General features: G+C 35.8%; 16 protein-coding genes. All 16 read right to left on the bottom strand.

From position 1 onward, the window contains the following. Positions 1 to 122: 122 nt before the first annotated feature. Positions 123 to 1,514: an exopolysaccharide biosynthesis polyprenyl glycosylphosphotransferase gene (locus BXU11_RS05225; RefSeq protein WP_078211258.1), complete on the bottom strand. Its 1,392-nt coding sequence runs from the start codon at positions 1,512 to 1,514 to the stop codon at positions 123 to 125. A gap of 40 nt (positions 1,515 to 1,554) precedes the next feature. After that, entirely contained in the window at positions 1,555 to 2,574 is a 1,020-nt protein-coding gene (locus tag BXU11_RS05220; protein WP_139363444.1) for a glycosyltransferase family 4 protein, read from the bottom strand. After that, the gene (locus BXU11_RS05215) at positions 2,546 to 3,886 is read right to left on the bottom strand and encodes an O-antigen ligase (protein ID WP_078211256.1); all 1,341 of its coding nucleotides are present in this window, start codon (positions 3,884 to 3,886) and stop codon (positions 2,546 to 2,548) included. Before BXU11_RS05215 ends, BXU11_RS05220 begins: the two co-directional genes overlap by 29 nt. Before the next feature lies 1 nt (position 3,887). Then, complete coding sequence (locus tag BXU11_RS05210) at positions 3,888 to 4,961, bottom strand: glycosyltransferase family 4 protein (RefSeq protein ID WP_078211255.1); 1,074 nt, start codon at positions 4,959 to 4,961, stop codon at positions 3,888 to 3,890. Continuing rightward, positions 4,961 to 5,950, bottom strand: a complete 990-nt coding sequence (locus tag BXU11_RS05205; RefSeq protein WP_078211254.1) for a hypothetical protein — start codon at positions 5,948 to 5,950, stop codon at positions 4,961 to 4,963. Before BXU11_RS05205 ends, BXU11_RS05210 begins: the two co-directional genes overlap by 1 nt. A gap of 1 nt (position 5,951) precedes the next feature. Continuing rightward, positions 5,952 to 7,073 (bottom strand): glycosyltransferase, encoded by a 1,122-nt coding sequence (locus tag BXU11_RS05200; RefSeq protein ID WP_078211253.1) that lies wholly within the window; start codon positions 7,071 to 7,073, stop codon positions 5,952 to 5,954. A gap of 6 nt (positions 7,074 to 7,079) precedes the next feature. Further along, positions 7,080 to 7,889 (bottom strand): bifunctional 2-polyprenyl-6-hydroxyphenol methylase/3-demethylubiquinol 3-O-methyltransferase UbiG, encoded by an 810-nt coding sequence (locus BXU11_RS05195; RefSeq protein WP_078211252.1) that lies wholly within the window; start codon positions 7,887 to 7,889, stop codon positions 7,080 to 7,082. 214 nt (positions 7,890 to 8,103) lie between these two features. Beyond that, positions 8,104 to 9,105, bottom strand: coding sequence for a glycosyltransferase family 2 protein (locus tag BXU11_RS05190; protein WP_078211251.1), 1,002 nt, complete (start codon positions 9,103 to 9,105; stop codon positions 8,104 to 8,106). 25 nt (positions 9,106 to 9,130) lie between these two features. After that, positions 9,131 to 10,252: an ATP-binding protein gene (locus BXU11_RS05185; RefSeq protein WP_078211250.1), complete on the bottom strand. Its 1,122-nt coding sequence runs from the start codon at positions 10,250 to 10,252 to the stop codon at positions 9,131 to 9,133. A gap of 366 nt (positions 10,253 to 10,618) precedes the next feature. Then, positions 10,619 to 12,166 carry a glycosyltransferase family 2 protein gene (locus BXU11_RS05180; protein ID WP_078211249.1) on the bottom strand — a complete coding sequence of 516 codons (1,548 nt, stop codon included), beginning with the start codon at positions 12,164 to 12,166 and terminating at the stop codon, positions 10,619 to 10,621. Further along, complete coding sequence (locus tag BXU11_RS05175; RefSeq protein ID WP_078211248.1) at positions 12,166 to 13,314, bottom strand: glycosyltransferase family 4 protein; 1,149 nt, start codon at positions 13,312 to 13,314, stop codon at positions 12,166 to 12,168. The genes BXU11_RS05180 and BXU11_RS05175 overlap by 1 nt, the downstream gene beginning before the upstream one ends. Positions 13,315 to 13,317: 3 nt before the next feature. Further along, positions 13,318 to 14,199: a hypothetical protein gene (locus tag BXU11_RS05170; protein WP_078211247.1), complete on the bottom strand. Its 882-nt coding sequence runs from the start codon at positions 14,197 to 14,199 to the stop codon at positions 13,318 to 13,320. Between the two features lie 182 nt (positions 14,200 to 14,381). Next, a complete protein-coding gene (locus BXU11_RS05165; protein WP_078211246.1) occupies positions 14,382 to 15,815 on the bottom strand; it encodes an MBOAT family protein in 1,434 nt (477 codons plus the stop codon). 183 nt (positions 15,816 to 15,998) lie between these two features. Beyond that, positions 15,999 to 17,399 carry a UDP-glycosyltransferase gene (locus BXU11_RS05160; protein ID WP_078211245.1) on the bottom strand — a complete coding sequence of 467 codons (1,401 nt, stop codon included), beginning with the start codon at positions 17,397 to 17,399 and terminating at the stop codon, positions 15,999 to 16,001. A gap of 11 nt (positions 17,400 to 17,410) precedes the next feature. Next, the gene (locus BXU11_RS05155; RefSeq protein ID WP_078211244.1) at positions 17,411 to 18,244 is read right to left on the bottom strand and encodes a GNAT family N-acetyltransferase; all 834 of its coding nucleotides are present in this window, start codon (positions 18,242 to 18,244) and stop codon (positions 17,411 to 17,413) included. A 2-nt stretch (positions 18,245 to 18,246) separates the two neighbouring features. Continuing rightward, a complete protein-coding gene (locus BXU11_RS05150) occupies positions 18,247 to 18,999 on the bottom strand; it encodes a polysaccharide deacetylase family protein (RefSeq protein ID WP_369803200.1) in 753 nt (250 codons plus the stop codon). Between the last annotated feature and the right edge of the window lie 121 nt (positions 19,000 to 19,120).

Genomic DNA, 19,120 nt, shown 5'->3' with positions numbered 1-19,120 from the left:
TCTTACCTCTCACTTCTCACCTTCTCACTTCTCACCTTTTCACTTCTTACCTCTCACTTCTCACCTCTCACTTCTCACCTCTCACTTCTCACCTCTCACTTCTCACCTCTCACTTCTACACCCTACTGCCCTCTATAAAAAATCACAGTAGAAATGGTTTTAAAAATAATATTCATATCAATAAAAACCCCTCGATGTTTGATGTAATATAAGTCGTATTGCAATTTGATCAAGCTTTCTTCAATGGACTCCCCATAATTATAATTCACTTGTGCCCATCCCGTTAGACCGGGTTTTATGATATGCCTTGTTTCGTAAAAAGGCATAATCGCAGCAATCTCTTCAACAAACATAGGACGCTCCGGACGGGGACCTATTACAGACATATCCCCTTTAAGAATATTCAAAAACTGAGGAAATTCGTCGATACGTGTTTTTCTCAAAAATTTCCCAAAAGGCGTCACTCTTGTGTCTCCCATTTTTGAAAATGCGGCACCATTCACCTCCGCATGCGTTACCATACTTCTAAATTTATAGATTTCGAACACTACGCCATCTTTACCCACGCGTTCTTGGGTATAAAACAGAGGACCACGATTCCAAAACCAATTGGCCACCAGCAAAAAAGGAACCATCATCGCGGCTAGTAACAGACCAACAAAAGCCGTAATCAATTCGAAAAAACGAACTTGATAGAGGTATAACTTATTATTATTACTTCTGCTAAAAGGGAAAAAACGGTAAAAATCTTGTTCTATTTGATGTACAGGAATCCGTTTTGTTTTGTTTTCAAAAACATGAACATACTCCCTAATACTTATTCCTGACTCTAATAAATGCAGTAAATCATGATACAAATCGGTAGTAATGCCATCCGTTTTTTGAGAAGCCACTACAATCTCCGACACCTTATACCTAGTAACATATTTTTTTAATTTGTCAATCGGAATTTCTCTTTTAAGCCCTTTTGTCAATTCCTCGGTATTTGAAACATCCGAATTCACGTAGCCAATGATTCGGTAATAGGGATCCGCTTCTTGTAAATCCAGCACTAATTGTTGCAATTGCGATTTATCACAAATTAAAATTACATTTTGAGCAAAACGATTACTCGCCAAAAAGCGCGCATAAAAAATACGCCAAACATATAACGAAATAAAAATAGTACAATAAAATAGAAGTAATTCAAGTCGCGTTTCCGGTAATTTTGGAGACAAAATCGGAGTAAAAAGATAGACCAGAGCAGTCAATGAAGTGGTCAATAAAGTACTTTTTAAAATCTCAAAAGCATTGCTTGCGACTTGTAAATTGTACATTTCGAAAATTCCTCCAAACAAGAGCAAATAAACCGAAAAAACAACTGTCCAATAAAAATTTGCCTTTGAAAAAGTAAAGTAAGAAATAGTAAAAAAAAACGTCAGTACATACAACCCCAAAAGCACGACAATAATATCTACGATACGCAACAACAGCTTTCGTTCTGAAAGCTCAAAATGGATTTTACTTTTGAACATATAAACGTGGTATTGAGGTGCAAGTTAGTAAATTTAATCCTTACAAATAAGGATTTTGTAGGATGTCATTCCAACTTTTTTTCACAACTTCCCAATGAAACAAAGTCACTTTACGTCTTGCCTTTTCGGTCATCTCTCCGAACAAAGAAGCGTTTTTAAGTAACAACTGAAGCGCCTCGCTCATGGCCAACGCATCATTATCCTGCACTAAAAGCCCATCTTCCTGATCATGGATCAAAAAAGGCATACCACCTACATTAGTAGAAACTACGCCTAGCCCTAAACTCATCGCTTCGATGACGCTAACAGGCATATTGTCAAAATGGGTCGTATTGATAAAAAAATCATAGTCTTCAGAAAGGGCTACCCACGCTGACTTGGGTAACTGACTAAAAAAAGTAACGGTCAACCCTAACGATGCGGCTAGATTTTTCACTGGTTCAAGACTTCCTTCTTTATCAGGCCCAACCATGCACAATTCGGCTTCAGGATAGTTTTTGGCCAAATCAGCTAGTACTGCTATAGCCATTAGCGGATTATATAGCTCCGCAAAAGCGCGAACCCACAATATCTTAGGTCGAAGCGCCTTCCGTTTTTTAAAAGAATACGAATCCATTGCTATTGCATTAGGTATTGACACTAATTTAGGGCAATTCATTTTTTGAAACGCCTGCCTTAAATACTCCGAAGGGCAAACATTGCAATACGCTTGATGAAATAAAAGTTTACAATATCTAGGATGTGTTACCCATCGTTGGGGTAAATTGCCGCCGTGTAAAATTGGAATATAATTGATGCTTCTGATCTTACAAATACGACTGATCCAAAAGGCATACCAAAAATTAGTAGTACTGTAGGTGTCTATAAGAACGCAATCTGGTTTTTTAGTAGTTAAAGTTTTGAATAGCATTACGAAAAAACGCAAGATTTTATTGCTTTGAGAAGAAGCATAACTTACCTGATAGCCTTCCTTTTCGAGTAATGGGCCAAGAACATCAATTCCAGTAGGATTATTGCCTTTTTGGGCCAATTTATTCCCGATGTACAACAGGTGCTTCACGATAAACTTTTAAAAGGGATAAGGCATAAACAAAAGCTGGAGCAGCCAAACGCATCGCAGCATGATTGACGGTCAACAGCCAAAAAACAAAAAAAGAAAGGGCTAACACATTCTGCCGATCTACGGAAAACAAATAAAGTGGAGTCAAAAATAATATAAGCAAGCAAATTACCCCCAAGCTACCGTGTTCAGCCAACATTCGGGTCAGTTCATTGTGAGTGGCTAAATCTATACCCGTTTGCGATTGCCGCAGTTCTTTATTTTTTCCAACGCCAACCCCTAAAATAGGATGATCGAAGAACATTTGTAACTCAGATTCCATCAAAACTTCCCTTCCAGAAAGTTGGCTTTTTTTCTCCCGACCCGCAGCATCTTGATTGGCATATCGTTTATCCAACAACCCGCTCGTTTTTACAGAGCTATAACTCCAAACCGCCAAAGTCGCCACAAAAGAGAACACTATAATTGCTGCAATTTTAGGTTTCGTTTGAAAATTGGCTTGAAAATACAAGATCGCTAACAGCACTAAAATCATGGCCACTCCAGTATAAACTCCTCCACGAGAAAAAGTAACCAAACCTCTAAAAGCAAAAACCAATACCAATCCACCATTGATCAATTGCAATAAACCGTTGGATGAATTTAAAAGCAATTGCACAAAAAAGATAAAAATACCCAACCCTAAAATGGTTGATACTTGGTTGGGACCAAATCCTCCAGAAGTTTCAAAGTTAGACTGTGTTCCTGTCACCACATCTTGAATATTCGGCGTATAAAAATACAAATACGTCACTAAGATGAGTAACGGCAAAGAAAAAGCGGTAACTACTCCCAACAAACGTTGAAAAGTAAGTGTACGTTTAAAACAATAAATGGCAGAAATACCCAAACAAATTGGGCCTGAAATATTAAAAACAATAGCTTTCTTTACATCCGATGTCAAGTCCAAAATCATGGTAGACAACACCATACTGGGCACCAAAAAAAATAAAAAGAGCCAATAGAGCAAGGCTCCTCTCGAAAATCCAGAAAAAAGCATCCCTAGCAACAAAAAAAGCATCACCAAATATTTTCCATATTCATTGACAAAAGCACCACCTGTCATCCGTAAGATAATTTCTGCACTAATAGCATAAGCCGCCATTAACAAGGCCTCGTTGTTCCGGTTTTTACTTTGAACAATATAGTAGATGCCAAAAACAAGAATAGCAATGCCGTATACTTTACTCAATAGTGGGACAGCAAAGAGTATCATCCCTAAAAAAGCATGTAAAGCCAATAAAAACAAATATTTTTTTTCTTCTTCCTTCATTTTATAGTGTGACTAACCAGTTCAAATAGCGGGCAACAATAGCGTTTGCCCCAAACTGCTCCTGAACCGTGGCGTAAAAAGCGACTCCCATTTCTTTTCGCAAGGTCTCATTTTCAATTAAGAGCGTTAATGCATCGGCAAAAGCAGCAGCATCGTTATTAGGCACCAACAAACCATTGGTTGCGTGCTGAATCATATCGGGCAAAGCACCAACGGCAGTAACCACAACAGGTAATTGATGCATCCCATACTCTAACACTGATAACGGCAAGCCCTCAGAAACCGAGGTTAAAATTCCTATAGTCGCTTGTTGCAAAATTGCTGCGGTATCGGTTCTAGACCCGTACAAAAATACCTGATTTTGCAATGCTAACTCCTGAATTTTACTTTTAATTTCGGCAGCGTAGTCATCCTCAAAATCCTTCCCTACCATATGAAAGGTCCAATCAGGATGTGTTTTTTGCAGTAGAGCTGCCACCTCCAAAAGTAATAAATGGTTTTTTTGTACCCTCAAATTAGCCAAACATACAATACGTTTATTCTCCTTTCCAAGCAAAGTGGTATACCTTTCCTGATGGGTCGCTTTTTGTGAAAAATTAGGTAAATAGATCACATTTATAACCTTCAAACGAGTTTGTGTCCATGTCTTAAGATTACTGTTTACCGCAATCACTCCAGCAAAAAATGGCGCTGTTATTTTTAGAGCAAAAATGGGACGAGATCCCAAAAATTCATTATTCCCATAATGATCATGTCGAATCACTTTTAGCGAAGGAAGACTTAGTTTTAAAAGAAAGGCCAAAAAAAAGGAAGTACTATGAGCATGCACATGCGTCACTTCATGTTGTAACACAAAAGACCGCAAGCGCCTTAGCGCACCAAAATCTAGTGGTTTCTTTTTATGTAGAAAAAGATAAGCTACTTTGGTACCAATTTGCTGCACTAAAGGCCCTTCCTTTCGAGTAGCTACTAACGCAGAGAACTCGATTTCATCCGCGAGCACATTGGCGTAATGCACCGCCATCCGTTCAGCACCGCCGGCTTCTAAAGAATCTATAAGTTGTACAATGCGCATTAGTTAAAAATCCAATTTTTTAAATCGATATAAGTCCATTTTATTGGCCCCCAAACATTAAGTTTTTTTGAATCACTGATTAGTTGATTTCCATCATAAACATAATAAAATTCATTGGGGCCCAATTGTTGAATATCCAATTGATGCATTCCCGCGTTAAACTCTTTGATATCAATTTGTGCTTTTAAGAAAAAGGGGATTTCTCTTTTCATTGAATAGCTATCCTTACTAAAAGAGAATCGATACAGCGACAAACCATAGCCATAGCCATCAGTACAGTTTTGGACTGGTAAAATCAACCCTTTAGCATCTGCAAAAAAACGGCCGCCTGCCCTGGCTTCGGTTCCCATAATTGCAATTGATTTGTCATGAAGTTGCCATTTTCCAAAAAGAGAATCCGCCTGATAGAGATACATATTCAACTTATCATCAGAAGCTACCATAACATTAAGGGAATCCGAAACATAAATTGATGGATCTTTTAATCTGACATTAGAAAGCAACGTATCGCAAACTCTCCAATCAAAAGGAAAATGATGGGCTTTGTATAATAAAACTGCATTGGCTTGTTTAGATTCAGGCAACATATAAAATTCATTTTTATACTTAAAAACCTGTGGATAAGAAAGATGAAATTTTTGGGTAAGGACCGTTCCTCTATAAGTATAATTTTTCCCATCCGTTGAGGTAAGCAAACCTATATCAGCATTAGATTTTGTCTTTTTATGTTCAAAGAACAGATAAAAAGTGTCTTTTTCTTTTACAAAAAAGGGATCTGCTAAAAATACGGTACTGTCATTTTGTAATTTCAATTTTTCGATCGAATAAATAGGATTCGATTTTACAGTAATCTCTGCAGGATACATTGTTGAACCACCATATCCAATAGACCAACCACCTGCGTCTTTCTGAAAAAATGGAGTTCTATAATTAATAATAATTAGTGTAAGAATCCCTAAACATAAAACACTTATCAAATACTTCTTCATTTTATTCTGTCTTAACTATTTCTTTTATTTCCTTCTCAAAGCGATCCAAAGTGTAGTTTCTAGACCAATTGGCCGAGGCTTTTCTTTGGTCAAAATACACCACTTCAGTATTCAAAAGCTGCTCTAGTTGTGCTACATCAGATTCCAATTGCATATGCAACAAAACCCCACGATTGCCATGACCCAACATAAAGGGCACACAAGAAATGGGCGGAGCAACAGCTACGCATCCCCAAAACATACCTTCAGCCAAGGCTTTAGGCCATCCTTCACTTTGGGAGGGCAACACTACAAAATGACTGTTTTGATAGGCTATTTTCACGGCTACTTGCGATTGATTTCCTTGTAAGGTAATCAAGGCTTCTAATTTATTTTTTATGATATAGTCTTCGATAACCTTTCGCTCTGGCCCTTCGCCATACAACTCCAAATGCACTTCATGCCCTCTTTTAGACAAGGCTTCCACCAAGGCTACAGCATACATCGGACGTTTTCCTTGCGACAAGGTCCCTACAAAAATAAACCGAATAGGTCCTGCAAAAGTAAGCGTTTTTAGCGGTACTTTCTCGGCTTCCCAATAAGTGGCCGTATAAAAGGGTTGAATATTTTTGCTGTTTCCTTCCCATTCTCCATAGACCAAGACCTTCATCTTTCGGGTTAAGAATGTATTGCTTAACAGCCATTTTTGGATGCGATAACTCCAAGGTTGTTTCGCTTTTGGATCCCAATTGCCAGCGTATTTTGCGGTTTTAGGTGTACTCGGAAACAAGATTTGCACAAAGCACCCCAATAATCCAATATTGCCGGGACAACGCAAATGAATATGATCGGCTTGGTACATGGCTTTGAAAATTTGCCAAACGATCCTCGGTAGTGTAACAAAAGCCTTTATTCTTGACTTCCAAGTAAGCACATCAATGGTATCCACTTCAAAAAAAGAAATAGAAGGATGACTATAGCAACTGTCAATCGGGGTGGGCTGTTGCTCCTTAACCGCTCCAACTACCATGAACTCCGTGACATACTTCGCCCAAACATTCATTTCTCTGACATAAGGAGCGTAGGCAAAATACTGATTGCCTAGTTTTTTGTGCAGGACATGTGTGATGATGGCAAATTTCATTTTCAATTATTTTTTTTGCATCAACATCGTCACGTGCATACAATCAAATAAATAGCTGTCCTTTTTCTCCGATTCCACCCAATCCTTTTGATGCATCGCAATTCCAATTTCTGTTCTTTTAGTATCAGATAATGGCAAAAATTGATATAGAAAATACCATTTAGCTCTTCCAAAAATACCATGTCGCTCTTTAATTTCAAAAGCATCTGCAAAAGCATAGTACGTTTTTTTAGTAAAAGGCCATTCCCAAGCCGCATCGGTTTGAAATGGACGGTACATCCTTCGCATAATTTTTATGGGCCAACTCGTTTCCAATGGATCATAACTAATAATTTGCCCTCCCCTTGCTAATTTATCATTTAACTTTTGGATAAGTACCTGATGATTTTCAAAATGATGCAATACCCCATAGGCATAAATCAAATCAAAATCTTTGTCTTGAAAATCTACATCCGATAAAAAATCAGCTGCCATAGCTTTAGCCGTAGGTGTAGATTCTAATCTTTGATTCAACTTCGCTATTGCTACCTCACTTAAATCTAACCCAATATATTCCTTACTATTTTCTGCCAAGTACATACTTAAATTGTTGCCCGCATAACATCCCAAATCTAAAACTTTTTTATTTTGTAAATCTCCAAACCAAACTTTATGCAAATCATAACACTGATTCAAAATACCAATCTCCTTTCTAATATTTTTCAGGGTTTTCTCTCTAAAATAAGACCATATTTTAGTTGGTACATTTTTCCTTTTAGTATTATAAAACTCCGCTTGTTTTTTGTTGGTTTCAACAATGGCCTCTAATGACTTCATTAATTATTTTGTTTACTTATTTTTTATATTTTTTTTTAAAAATTCACCTTTTAAGCTAGCACTCTTAAATTCAACGCAAAAATGAAAAATTTAGATTTGTATCTAGTTTAAAAAAGTACTCGCGCCTAATTTACATCTTATTTATAATTTTAAAATAATAGTAATTGTTTATTGTATTAAAATGACATTATTAAAACTACAACATTTGCACTTATCACTTGTTGATTTTCGGTTTATTAAACATCAAACTCCACCACCCTACTGTTCTTCCACAAGCTTCAGTAAATGCCGCTTTACGTTGGTTTGAAGTAAAGGTATTGCTAAATCGAATGAAAGTCAATAGCAAAGTAATTGCATGCCACTTCCATCGATCTTTAAAAAATGGTTTTGGATTTTTTATCCGCCAAACGTACCAACCATTGCGCACTACCATTTTGCCATAATGAAATTGATTGGGTCGGCCGGATACTGCGTGATAATGGTTCAATTTTGCGGCTGTATTCAGATACAATTTACCTGTTTTAGCTACTCTCAGGCAAAAGTCGGCATCTTCATACAAGCCATAGCCTTCAAAATAGGTTGAAAACTGATGGGTTTCAAATACCTTTTTCTTAAACGAAGAAACCCCACCCATCAATTGTTCTACTTCGTACGTTTTACCACTTGGTGGTAAGAATCCCACACTTCTTCCGTGTGAAAACAAAGTAGAAAATCCAGGAGTGCAATCGCTATCTAACCCTAGTTTTTTTCTTAAAACAAAACGACTACCGTCTTTTCTTTTCCATCCTTCAAAATAAAATTCTTTTATTGTAGGCTGATCATTTTCTCCAACACATGCCCATTGGGTCTCATTATGAATGTACCCGCCTACTCCAAGAGCCTGTGGATATTTTTTGTAAGTGCTTAACAATTGCTCGAAATAGTCTTTTTCTAAAACGGTATCATCATCTAGAAAACAAACCACTTCCATATCGGCAGCAACTCTGGCAATACCAAAATTACGTTGCTTGGTCAACCCCCGATGTTCGGGTGGAACTGCAAAATACTGCAAATTGAGGAATGGATTTTCTTTTAAAGCTACTTCGGTTGCAGCATTGGTGGAGCCATCTACAATCAAAATTTCATCAGGATATAACGTTTGCTCCCGAACCGATTGCAACAATTGCAACAAAGGCTGAGGACGAAGGTAGGTGCAGATAATGAGGGAAAGCGGCATCGTATTTCTAATTTTTAATATCAACTTAAAGTAACAAATCTCTAAAATTTTTCTTATGTATCACATTCACATCGGTTTGATAAGCTTCTTTGAATTTTTCAAACTTTTTTATTTTGGCATGCTCATTGTTTTTTAATTCAAATGCTTTTACTTGCTCATTTTCAACTTCTATATAGTCGATTTCCAGTTGCGTGGTGGTACGCCAAAAATAACTTTTGAGCCAAGGGTTTTCGTAATTATTTTTTTTCATTCGCTCCGAAATGACAAAATTTTCCCATAGCTGACCGGCATCATTTCGTAGATCCATGCCATTAAAATTATTAATTATGGTATTGCGTACCCCATTGTCCCAAAAATAGATTTTCTTGGCAAATTTCAATTCGTTGCGTAAATTTTTATTAAAACCGTTCAAGGTAAAAATCACGTAGCCTTTTTCTAAAATCTGAATATAATTAGCTACAGTATTTTTATCCACGTTTAGCAATTTTGCCAATTCATTATACGAGACTTCGCTCCCCATTTGATAGGCTAAGGCCCTGAGTAATTTTTCTAAAACCTCTGGTTTCTTGATGTTGGCAAAAGCCAACAGATCCGTATACAAATAACTATCTACCAGTTGTTTTAATCGTTCTTTTTCTTCAGAGGGATGCGTAATGACTTCGGGATACATACCATACACCAATCGCAAATCGAGTTGTTGTAAACTTTTGACATAGCCTATTGTATTTTCTAATTCCTTCCAACTAACAGGGAACATAAGGTATTCCCATTTTCTTCCTGTCAACGATTCAATCGTCCTATTTTTAAGATCAAAGGCTGATGAACCGCTAACAATCAGTTGCACTTCCTTGAATTGATCAACAATTATTTTTGAAGTTAAACCAATAGTACTAATGCGTTGTGCTTCATCAATAAATACAATTTTGTGTTGACCAATGATCGCTTTAATTTCTTCGGTTGATGGATTTTGCAACAATTCTCGCGTTACTCGATCATCTCCGTCCAAGAATAATGTATTCTCATAACCCGATAATAGCTCTTGCAATAGGGTTGTTTTACCAATTTGCCTAGCGCCAATTAACACTATTGCTTTACCTTTAAATAGTTTAGCTGTAATTTGTGCTAGTAAATATCGCTTAATTTCCATACCTAAAATTTTAACAAAGATAGACAAAAACACACAAATTCACCAAAATTGACTAATTTTAGTGAATAAGACTCCCTGAAATTGATTAATTTTAGTGAATACAATTCCCTAAAATGGATTGAATTTGATAAGCAAACCATTTTTAAACGGAAAAACAGGAAGAAACAGGTGCGATGCAATTAGCAAAACCAAGAGCATTGTAACGAATTGCTGTTTGCTGAAAATTCTGAATGGACCAAATCGTGTTTTACCTAATGTATATGCTCTTCCACAATCAAGATTTCATCAGGATATAACGTTTGCTCCCGAATCGATGGCAACAATGGCAACAAAGACTGAAGACGAAAGTAGGTGCAAATTATTAAACTAAATTTCATTTACTTTTCTTAATTGATTAGCCCAAAAAATACTTTTATTCCATTGACTTTGAATATTACTATAATATCTAAATGGGTTGCTGATCTTTTGCAATCTATAGTATTTAAAAAACAAAACGGTTTTATACCCCAAAATTTGTTCTCGGGTATTGTGCTTTTGCTTCACATACATGATAGTGGGAGACGGTTTGGGCTGAATGGGTGCCTCATGCCATAGCAATTTAGGTTGGGTGCGAAAACCTCCCATTGGAGCCTTTAAATGCACAATTGGGGGAGTAGGAAAATAAAGGATATCAATTCCTTTATTCCTAATTTGTAGCCCAAAATCAGTATCTTCTCCATATCCAAATTCTAACGCGCTATCAAAAGCGACACTCTTCAATACTTCCGATTTCAAAAAACTATTCCCCGAACCAAAAATACTAGACTGATTTACTCTTGTATCAATCAACTTTTCATGAGGCTGCAAATAAGAATTGGTAACACATTTAGCGCCATAGGTTTTGATGTTTTCAAAAGTCTTTTCAATTAAATCCGATTCAAAACGATTATCATCATCATTTAAGAAAACCCATTCACTTTCCACTTGAGCCAAGGCTAAGTTCCTTGCATTACAAGCCCCCGCTTGATGGGTAAAGGTGTGTTTTATAACAAAAGGCCAGTTTTCATTGTTTACATAATCCAATTCAGAAATACTATTTTTTTGTGGATTCTGCTCTACTATAATTACCTTTTTGGGTAAATGGGTTTGCTTGGCTAAATCTCGCAAAACATCATACAAATATTTTTTTCGACCAAAAGTAGGAATGATGACATCAATAGTTGCTTTTTGAACCACTTCTTTATTTGACTGCACCCCAATACTGTCCAAAGACATTTCAATGGTATTCCTCTTTTTATAAAATAGCGCCTTCAAAAAAGCGAAAATTGGCAAGCGTTTTTCGTAAATCACCAAATTGAGTAGCAATAAAAACAACCACCTTGTTTTATAATGCTGGTACACAAATTGAAAAAGAGTAAAAATAGTTGCTTTAGGTTGGGAGCATCGGGAAAAGTTGGTTACTAATTTGGGCTCCGAATAACACCATAAACCTAATGGCATCCCCAGTTTCGCCATGCTATTTAAAAAATAATCAAAATCCCGATGCTCTTTAATTTTTCCTTTAAATTGTAATAAAACAGCCGTATGAATCCCACCGATACCACTACTCATTTGCCAAGTAGGATAGCTCACTTGTGTATTCACCTTGATAAAAGGAGATTCCTCAACATAACCAATTTCCCTACCTAAATACAATGCCATTGCCGGAGAAAATGACACCATAATTTTGTCATGGTGCAAAACCTTTGGAAATTCGCTCCAGTTTACAAAATCCATAAAATCTTGATGACACCAGGCTATTGTCATATCAGGAAATTGCATGGCTAAATGCATCAGTACCGAAGCTATTGACTTTGAACCATCAAAATCAATAACCTCTGAATTATCTGATGTAACCCGAGTAACTTGCTTCGTATTATGGTAGATTACAATCACTATTTACCAATTACAGCTTCATAAAAATCAATATTCTCTTGGGCAATTTTTTGAATATCAAAAACGGCCTCTACTCTTTTTCTTGCGGCAGCACCAATGGCATTGGCTAACTTTTCGTCTTGGAGTAATTCAATTATTTTATTAGCAAAATCATCATGCGCTTTGGGATCTACCAAAAAACCACTTTCACCATCTGTAATCAATTCTTGAGACCATCCAAAATCATTACTTACCACTGGTTTTTGCATAGCCATAGCTTCAATCGTTACCATCCCAAAAGTTTCAGCAAAGCTAGGAAAAATACATACATTGGCTTTTCGAATATACTCTTGTACTTTGTCATAAGGCATTTTTCCTAAATACGAAACTTGCTCTAGGTCCTCCTCTTCAAATTCTTTTTTTAGTAATTCCCATGTGGATGAAGATTGCGTTTGAATATCGGCAGCATCACTTCCTATCAGCATCAATCTAGTTTCTGGAAATGCTTTTCTCACTTTATCAAAAATTTCAGGTAATTCAAAAACCCCTTTTTTTCGAATAATTGTACCTACATATAAAATTAGTCCTTTTTCAAAAAGCAAGGGCGCATCATTTTTAAATGCATTCAAGTCTAATCCGTTATAAACAACCTTTACATTTTTGCGGGCAAGTCCAAACAATTGCTTGGTCACATCAGCTGCGAAAACTGTTGGAGCGACAAAAGCACTAGCTTGCATCATTGCTAATTTCTCAAACCAATAATTTTTTTGCTTTTGCTTCCTTCTCTCCAAATGACAAAAATAGGTATCACTCCCATGAAAACGCATGACCAAAGGTGCTTTCAGATGCATAATAGCAGTAATACCCGTCCAATCGGGAGCCTCAACCAAATCAATTTTTTCTGAAACTATATGAGTATTGAGGTATTTTTGAATAAACTTTCGATGCAAATACCAACCAAACCCTTTGTATTTTTGACTTTTTACTAAGTGAATAGTAACTCCTGCTTCATCAAAAACTGCAGTTTCCATTTGGCCATACACAAAAACAGAAACTTGCACTCCTTTTGTAACTAAAGCTTCCACCAAGTTTTTGATACTAGTTCCAATTCCCGCTGCGTGTACGACACGAGGATGAGGATATTCAGGAGTTAAAAAAGCAATATGCATAGTCTATTTATTAAAAAAATCCTTTAAAATTCTAGCTGTAAACAATCTCGCTCCAGCATCATTCAGATGCCCACAAGATGAAAAGTATTGATCCTCAAGTACTGCATTTTCATAATTGTGAATTTCCGGATATAGCTCCTTTACTTTATCAAAATAATCCATTCCTTTTGTGTTTTCACACATTGGTGTCATTATAGCAATAAAGTTAATTCCTTTTTGTTCACAAAGTTGCTTAATTTCATAATAATATTGATTCTTTGACAAAGGGTTCAAATTCGCAATATTATTCTTCATATTGGCATTTGACTTTTTACCTAGAGGGTAGTAGCCTTTATTGTCTAACAAACTCGTAGGTTTATTTCTAGAAGTATCCCAAACCTCGCGAACCCCTATTTTGGCATCGTATTTCACATAACGGTAAAAAGGGATATAATACAGTTCCATAAAATCGGATTCGTTTTCAAAATGCCTTCTTATGGTTTCGGACTCGTGAAGAAACGGCAAGAATTTAGCCGATATCCCCTCGGCTTGATGGTCGTTCGACAAATTCAAGTCGGCTTCTAAAATGACATTTTTAATTTGATAGTTGCGTTCTATCATTAGTTTCAACAACAAGGAAGCTTCAAACAAATGGCCGCCACTCATCCCGTAGTTAAAGGTTCTCAACCCTTTGTCTTCAAACATTTGCGCCACAAAATGATTGTTCGCTCTTGATGACCCTAAAATTACTACATCATACTTTTCGTCTTTGGAATTGAAAACTTTTTCAATTTTTCCTCTACTCGAGGATTGCAAAAAAACTTTGGTATAGCCAAAATCCAATACCACAGCGATGGCTATCGTGAGTAGTAGTATCTTTAATGTATATAGTAAAAATTGTTTCATTTGTGATTCTTGTGATTCTATCTTATTCCTATGTTATTTTATGCTCTATATCAGGTCGAGCGCAGTCGAGACCCCTTTAAACAGCAATTTTTCTTTATAAAAACAATCTCGATTCCGCTCGATTTGACAACAAAACTCTCGACTCAAACTGTCACGTCGAGCGCAGTCGAGACGCTTTATTCTTAAAACTGAAAATAAATAAACTCCTTATAATCCGAAAAAGTACCTAAAGCCATAATGGCTGCGATGGCTAAACCAAATTTCACAAGACTATAGCGTCCTGATAAGGGCTCCACTCGGTTTCTGTTGTTCCATTCTACCACTACAAAAGCACCAATCAAAAGGAGTATTTCGTAATTATACCTTTCGTTAGACAAATATTGCGAACTAAAATCACCATTATAAACCAGTTGCTTTAAATACAAAACCGCATCGGTTATGGATTTCGCTCTAAAAAAGACCCAAGCAATAGTACTTAAAAGAAAAGTAATAAAGATGTTTACTACAGTTTGTAATCCCTTCCAATCGAAGTTAACTACTACTGGACCAGTATTATCTCTATTTTTTTGCAATACCAATAAAGGTAGAAAATAAACGGCATTCAATAAGCCCCAAACTACATACGTCCAATTAGCGCCGTGCCAAAAACCACTCACTAAGAAAATGATAAAGGTATTGCGAATTTTGAACCACATACCCCCTTGACTACCTCCTAGAGGAATGTATAAATAATCCCTGAACCAAGACGATAACGAAATGTGCCAGCGTCTCCAAAATTCGGCGATGTCTCTAGAAAAATAGGGATAATTGAAGTTTTTCAACAAATCAATGCCAAACAGTTTTGACATTCCTAAAGCCATATCCGAATAGCCTGAGAAATCCCCATAAATTTGAAATGCAAAATAAATAGCGCCAAGTATCAAGGATAAAGAATTCATAGCCGGATAGTTATCAAAAACTGCGTTGGCATACGTTGCGCAGGTATCTGCGATGACCACTTTTTTGACCAATCCCCAAACGAATTGGGCCAGGCCTTCTTTTGCTTTTTCCAAATCGAAGCTACGTTGTACTTTGACCTGTGGCAATAAATGGGTGGCTCTTTCGATTGGTCCAGCCACCAATAAAGGAAAATAACTCACAAACAAAGAATAATCGACAAAGTTATACTCCGCTTTAATACGCTTGTAATAAATATCAATTACATAGGACAAACCATGAAAGGTGTAAAAAGAAATTCCTACCGGAAGAATCACATCAAGCAGTATTGGACTCGCTTTAAACCCAACAGAAGTAAGTAGGTGTGCCAACGAATCCGAGAAGAAATTGAAGTATTTAAAAACCCCTAAAAATCCTAAGTTAACAATAACACTAAGCCAAAACCAAAACTTTCGCCCTTTATCATTGTTGCTTTTTTCGATTCGGATACCTGTGTAATAATCCAAAAAAGTAGAGAAAACTAACAGGAATAAAAACCGCCAATCCCAGCAGGAATAGAAGTAATAACTGGCAACTATCAGTAAAGCGTTTTGGGTGTTTTTAGTTTTATTAAAAGCAAACCAATACAAGAAAAAGACTATGGGTAAAAAAATGGCAAAAGCCAAGGAGTTGAAAAACATATTTTATATTAAAATTCACTCAAAATAAAAATCAAACACGAATAGTATCAATACTAATAAAGACGTGATTTAAATCAAAAAAACACAGATTACACAGACTACACAGATTTTAAAAACTAATAATGAAAATGGATCTGTTTATTTTTTTGATACTACTCACTTTTTTAAGTGCAAAGAAAAGCATTATTCTTTAGAAATGATAGTTTTTATGGCTTTCCAAATGCGTTGAGAAGCTTCTTGCGGTGGCTGTTGATTGATTACTTCGAACCATTTTTGGGCATTTTCGATTACCGATGAAGGGGTTGTGATTCCTTTTTCAATGATAGTCGAGATTTCATTTGGACTATTGATCCATAAAACAGCTTCTTTATTGGGCATGGAACGAAAGTGGACATATTGATAACACTTTAAAAGGTCCCATTTTTTATTCAATTGTATTTTTTGATTGTAACGGAAATAAGCACATGCTTTTTTATGAGACACAAAATCAAATACCATAGAAGAACCTAAATTAAGAACCATTTCGCAGTGCTCGACTAAATTTGATAGTAAGGAATCGTCCTCTTTTGTTGGTAGTATAGTATTCCATTGAGATGAAAAAGGCTTCCATAGTGGGTCTAAAGCAACAATTATATCTGAATATTTAGTTAGAATTGAGTCGTAACGATCTGAAAAATCAACAGGACATCTTCTAAAAACTATACTTAAATTAAATCCTCTACTATTTAACTCTAAAACTGCTTTTGCAGTATCCTCTAAATAAGCTGGATCATCAGGACTGGTTGTAAAGTCATCCCCTGAAAAACAGATGTATTTTTTATTGAGATCAAGATTGTTTTGTTTAAAAAAAGCATTCTTAGAGATTAAAAGCTTGTCATTAAAATGAATCTCAAACTGAGGTGTTCCAGTGATAAATACTTGCGATGCTTTGATATAAGGATAATACGACAGCAATTCCTTTTTCATCAAATCACTCCAAACAAAATAATAATCCGTTTCGACTACCATCGTCGCTTTAGGCAAATTATCCCATGAAAAAATAAACGTAGCGGTCGGTATTCCTAATTCTTGTGCCGCCAACAAAGGAGCAATAGCCGTCATCGGACGCTGATTGGTACAAAAAACAAGGGCGGGTCGTTCCTTTTGTAAAGTTTCCAAACACTGGTGATAATATAAAGTTTTACGCTCTTCTTGCTTAATTTTTTCCCGAATACGAGTCCATCCAAATCGAGAAGAATGCGTAAAGGATAACATTTGAGTGGCGCAACTTTTTACTGCTTTTTTCAAAGTGTGATACGAAAATGGAAAACGATAGGTAGCATAAACCTTGTCTTTAGTCCTTCGGATATTCAGATTTAATTCGATTTGCTTGCGGGCATTTTTATAAATTTCGGTCAGTGGATGCGATTTGGAATTACCAATTTTAATTTCTTCAAAACCCATTGTTTTTAAATCAAAAGGGGTATTGTTCCAAAACACAAGATCAAAACCTTCTTTCTCTCCAATAGCATGAAATTCCGAATAAGCAAAGTTTCGAAGACCAATACCGTCAGGTAATAGAATAAATATTTTTTTATTATCCATCAAACTTAAATTTATAAACTACCAACTCTTCCATGGTCAGAAAAAGACCTATGAACGACAAACTCTCTTTCTAACGGTTCCTCGGACAGAAACGTAATGTCACAAAAACGATTTTCTTCAACAGGATTCAATCGCCATGGAATTACTGATTTATAATCCAACACCCATCCATTTTTCTCTAAATCTTTTGTCTTTAAGTCATTCCAAGAAGTAATATAATCCATCCAAAGATATCCTAACTCAAAGGCATGGTCTTCTAACAGGTTCAGATTTTCAATATTTACAACTCTCAATCCTCCAACATTTTCTTGACTGACAGCAGTAGAGCCGCCTTTCAATTGGATACCTTTTATTGAGGGCTGCAGAAAATAATGATTATCACGAATAATTATACTATCAACCGTAACTTGGATGGGCAAACAAACATTTGCAAAACTTTTATCTCCAAGATTAGGATTAATTTTCACATAACGAACTAAGTCATAATAGCGATACCATCTCATATTTTTATACAATCCAAGACCAGCTTCATTAGCAGCTGTAGCGGCTAATGGGAAATATGCTCTGGCTAATGCATAAAGACGACCTAAAACTCCTTTACCTCTACATTCTTCATTCAAATAAACATTAATTATCCAGGCAATTCCTCCTCCAAAATTTGCACCAACATGACCAACTACTTCATCTTTTTCATTGATGGCTATAAAAGATCGTCCGTGCTTAACATCTCCAAACTGCCACTCCCAAAATTCTATGTTATGTAAAGGATGATTCTCTCGGTAAATGTTTTTAAAAAACATTTCTAATTTAGTCCAATCAGCTATTGATGCCTCTCTTATTTTCATATCTATTCTTTATAATGTTTTCCGCCGAGCATATCGTTACAATCAAATCGATTTAACAACAAAGGATTTTCCAAACCTAAATTATTTCCTCGTGTAGTAGTAAAACCAAATTTAAATCCCTCATTTTTTGCAATTTCAGCGACATCTGCTGTACAGGCTTCTTTGGTTCCAAAAGGATAGGCTATCAATTCAATTTTTGTATTAGTAATCTCTTCCAATATGGTTTTGGAACTTTGTATTTCGAATTTTATAGTTTCCAAAGGTAACAATCCTAAAGGATAATGATGATGTGAGTGGCTTCCTAAAAAGCCCCTGTGAGCTAAAGCTGTTAAGGATTCCTTACTCATATAAAGATTTTCTAACACATCGTCTTCTTCAAAATATTGAACAAATATTTTGTTTATCACCGACTCTTGTGCTTTGTAATTCATTTTAAAATTCAAAACATATTTTAAAATGGCGCTTTTTTCATCATCATATTGATAAATATTTTTTGCTCGGTTTGAATCTAAAACTGAAACTTCAACAGCATTACTAGTAAACAATTGTTTACAAAATTCATCTGAAGAAAGAATGGACCTTAAAAGATGTATTTTATGAACGGTACTGACTTTTTTTTCAGACAAATTACTTGAGTTGACAAAAAAAACGGCAGGAATCTCTAATTCATCTACAATGGGCAACGCATAATCATATTGTTCTTTTAAACCGTCATCAAAAGTTATAAAATGAAAATTTTCTTTTGATTCTAATATATACTTTGAATTACTAATAAATTCTTGGGGAAAATAATTTCTCCTTTATCTCTTAATAACAACAATTGTTTTTTGAATTGACTAGGATTTACACCAAATATACTTTGATATTTAGCGTCAA

It is taken from the genome of Flavobacterium sp. LM5, from assembly GCF_002017945.1.
Classification (GTDB): domain Bacteria; phylum Bacteroidota; class Bacteroidia; order Flavobacteriales; family Flavobacteriaceae; genus Flavobacterium; species Flavobacterium succinicans.
Note: the sequence above shows the minus strand (reverse complement) of the source record. Positions and strands in the feature narration are given on the sequence as shown.

Bases quoted from the DNA above. Each gene is read 5' to 3' on its own strand.
- BXU11_RS05225 (WP_078211258.1), bottom strand. From the start codon at position 1,514: ATGTTCAAAAGTAAAATCCATTTTGAGCTTTCAGAACGAAAGCTGTTG.
- BXU11_RS05215 (WP_078211256.1), bottom strand. From the start codon at position 3,886: ATGAAGGAAGAAGAAAAAAAATATTTGTTTTTATTGGCTTTACATGCT.
- BXU11_RS05210 (WP_078211255.1), bottom strand. From the start codon at position 4,961: ATGCGCATTGTACAACTTATAGATTCTTTAGAAGCCGGCGGTGCTGAA.
- BXU11_RS05205 (WP_078211254.1), bottom strand. From the start codon at position 5,950: ATGAAGAAGTATTTGATAAGTGTTTTATGTTTAGGGATTCTTACACTA.
- BXU11_RS05200 (WP_078211253.1), bottom strand. From the start codon at position 7,073: ATGAAATTTGCCATCATCACACATGTCCTGCACAAAAAACTAGGCAAT.
- BXU11_RS05195 (WP_078211252.1), bottom strand. From the start codon at position 7,889: ATGAAGTCATTAGAGGCCATTGTTGAAACCAACAAAAAACAAGCGGAG.
- BXU11_RS05190 (WP_078211251.1), bottom strand. From the start codon at position 9,105: ATGCCGCTTTCCCTCATTATCTGCACCTACCTTCGTCCTCAGCCTTTG.
- BXU11_RS05185 (WP_078211250.1), bottom strand. From the start codon at position 10,252: ATGGAAATTAAGCGATATTTACTAGCACAAATTACAGCTAAACTATTT.
- BXU11_RS05175 (WP_078211248.1), bottom strand. From the start codon at position 13,314: ATGCATATTGCTTTTTTAACTCCTGAATATCCTCATCCTCGTGTCGTA.
- BXU11_RS05170 (WP_078211247.1), bottom strand. From the start codon at position 14,199: ATGAAACAATTTTTACTATATACATTAAAGATACTACTACTCACGATA.
- BXU11_RS05165 (WP_078211246.1), bottom strand. From the start codon at position 15,815: ATGTTTTTCAACTCCTTGGCTTTTGCCATTTTTTTACCCATAGTCTTT.
- BXU11_RS05160 (WP_078211245.1), bottom strand. From the start codon at position 17,399: ATGGATAATAAAAAAATATTTATTCTATTACCTGACGGTATTGGTCTT.
- BXU11_RS05155 (WP_078211244.1), bottom strand. From the start codon at position 18,244: ATGAAAATAAGAGAGGCATCAATAGCTGATTGGACTAAATTAGAAATG.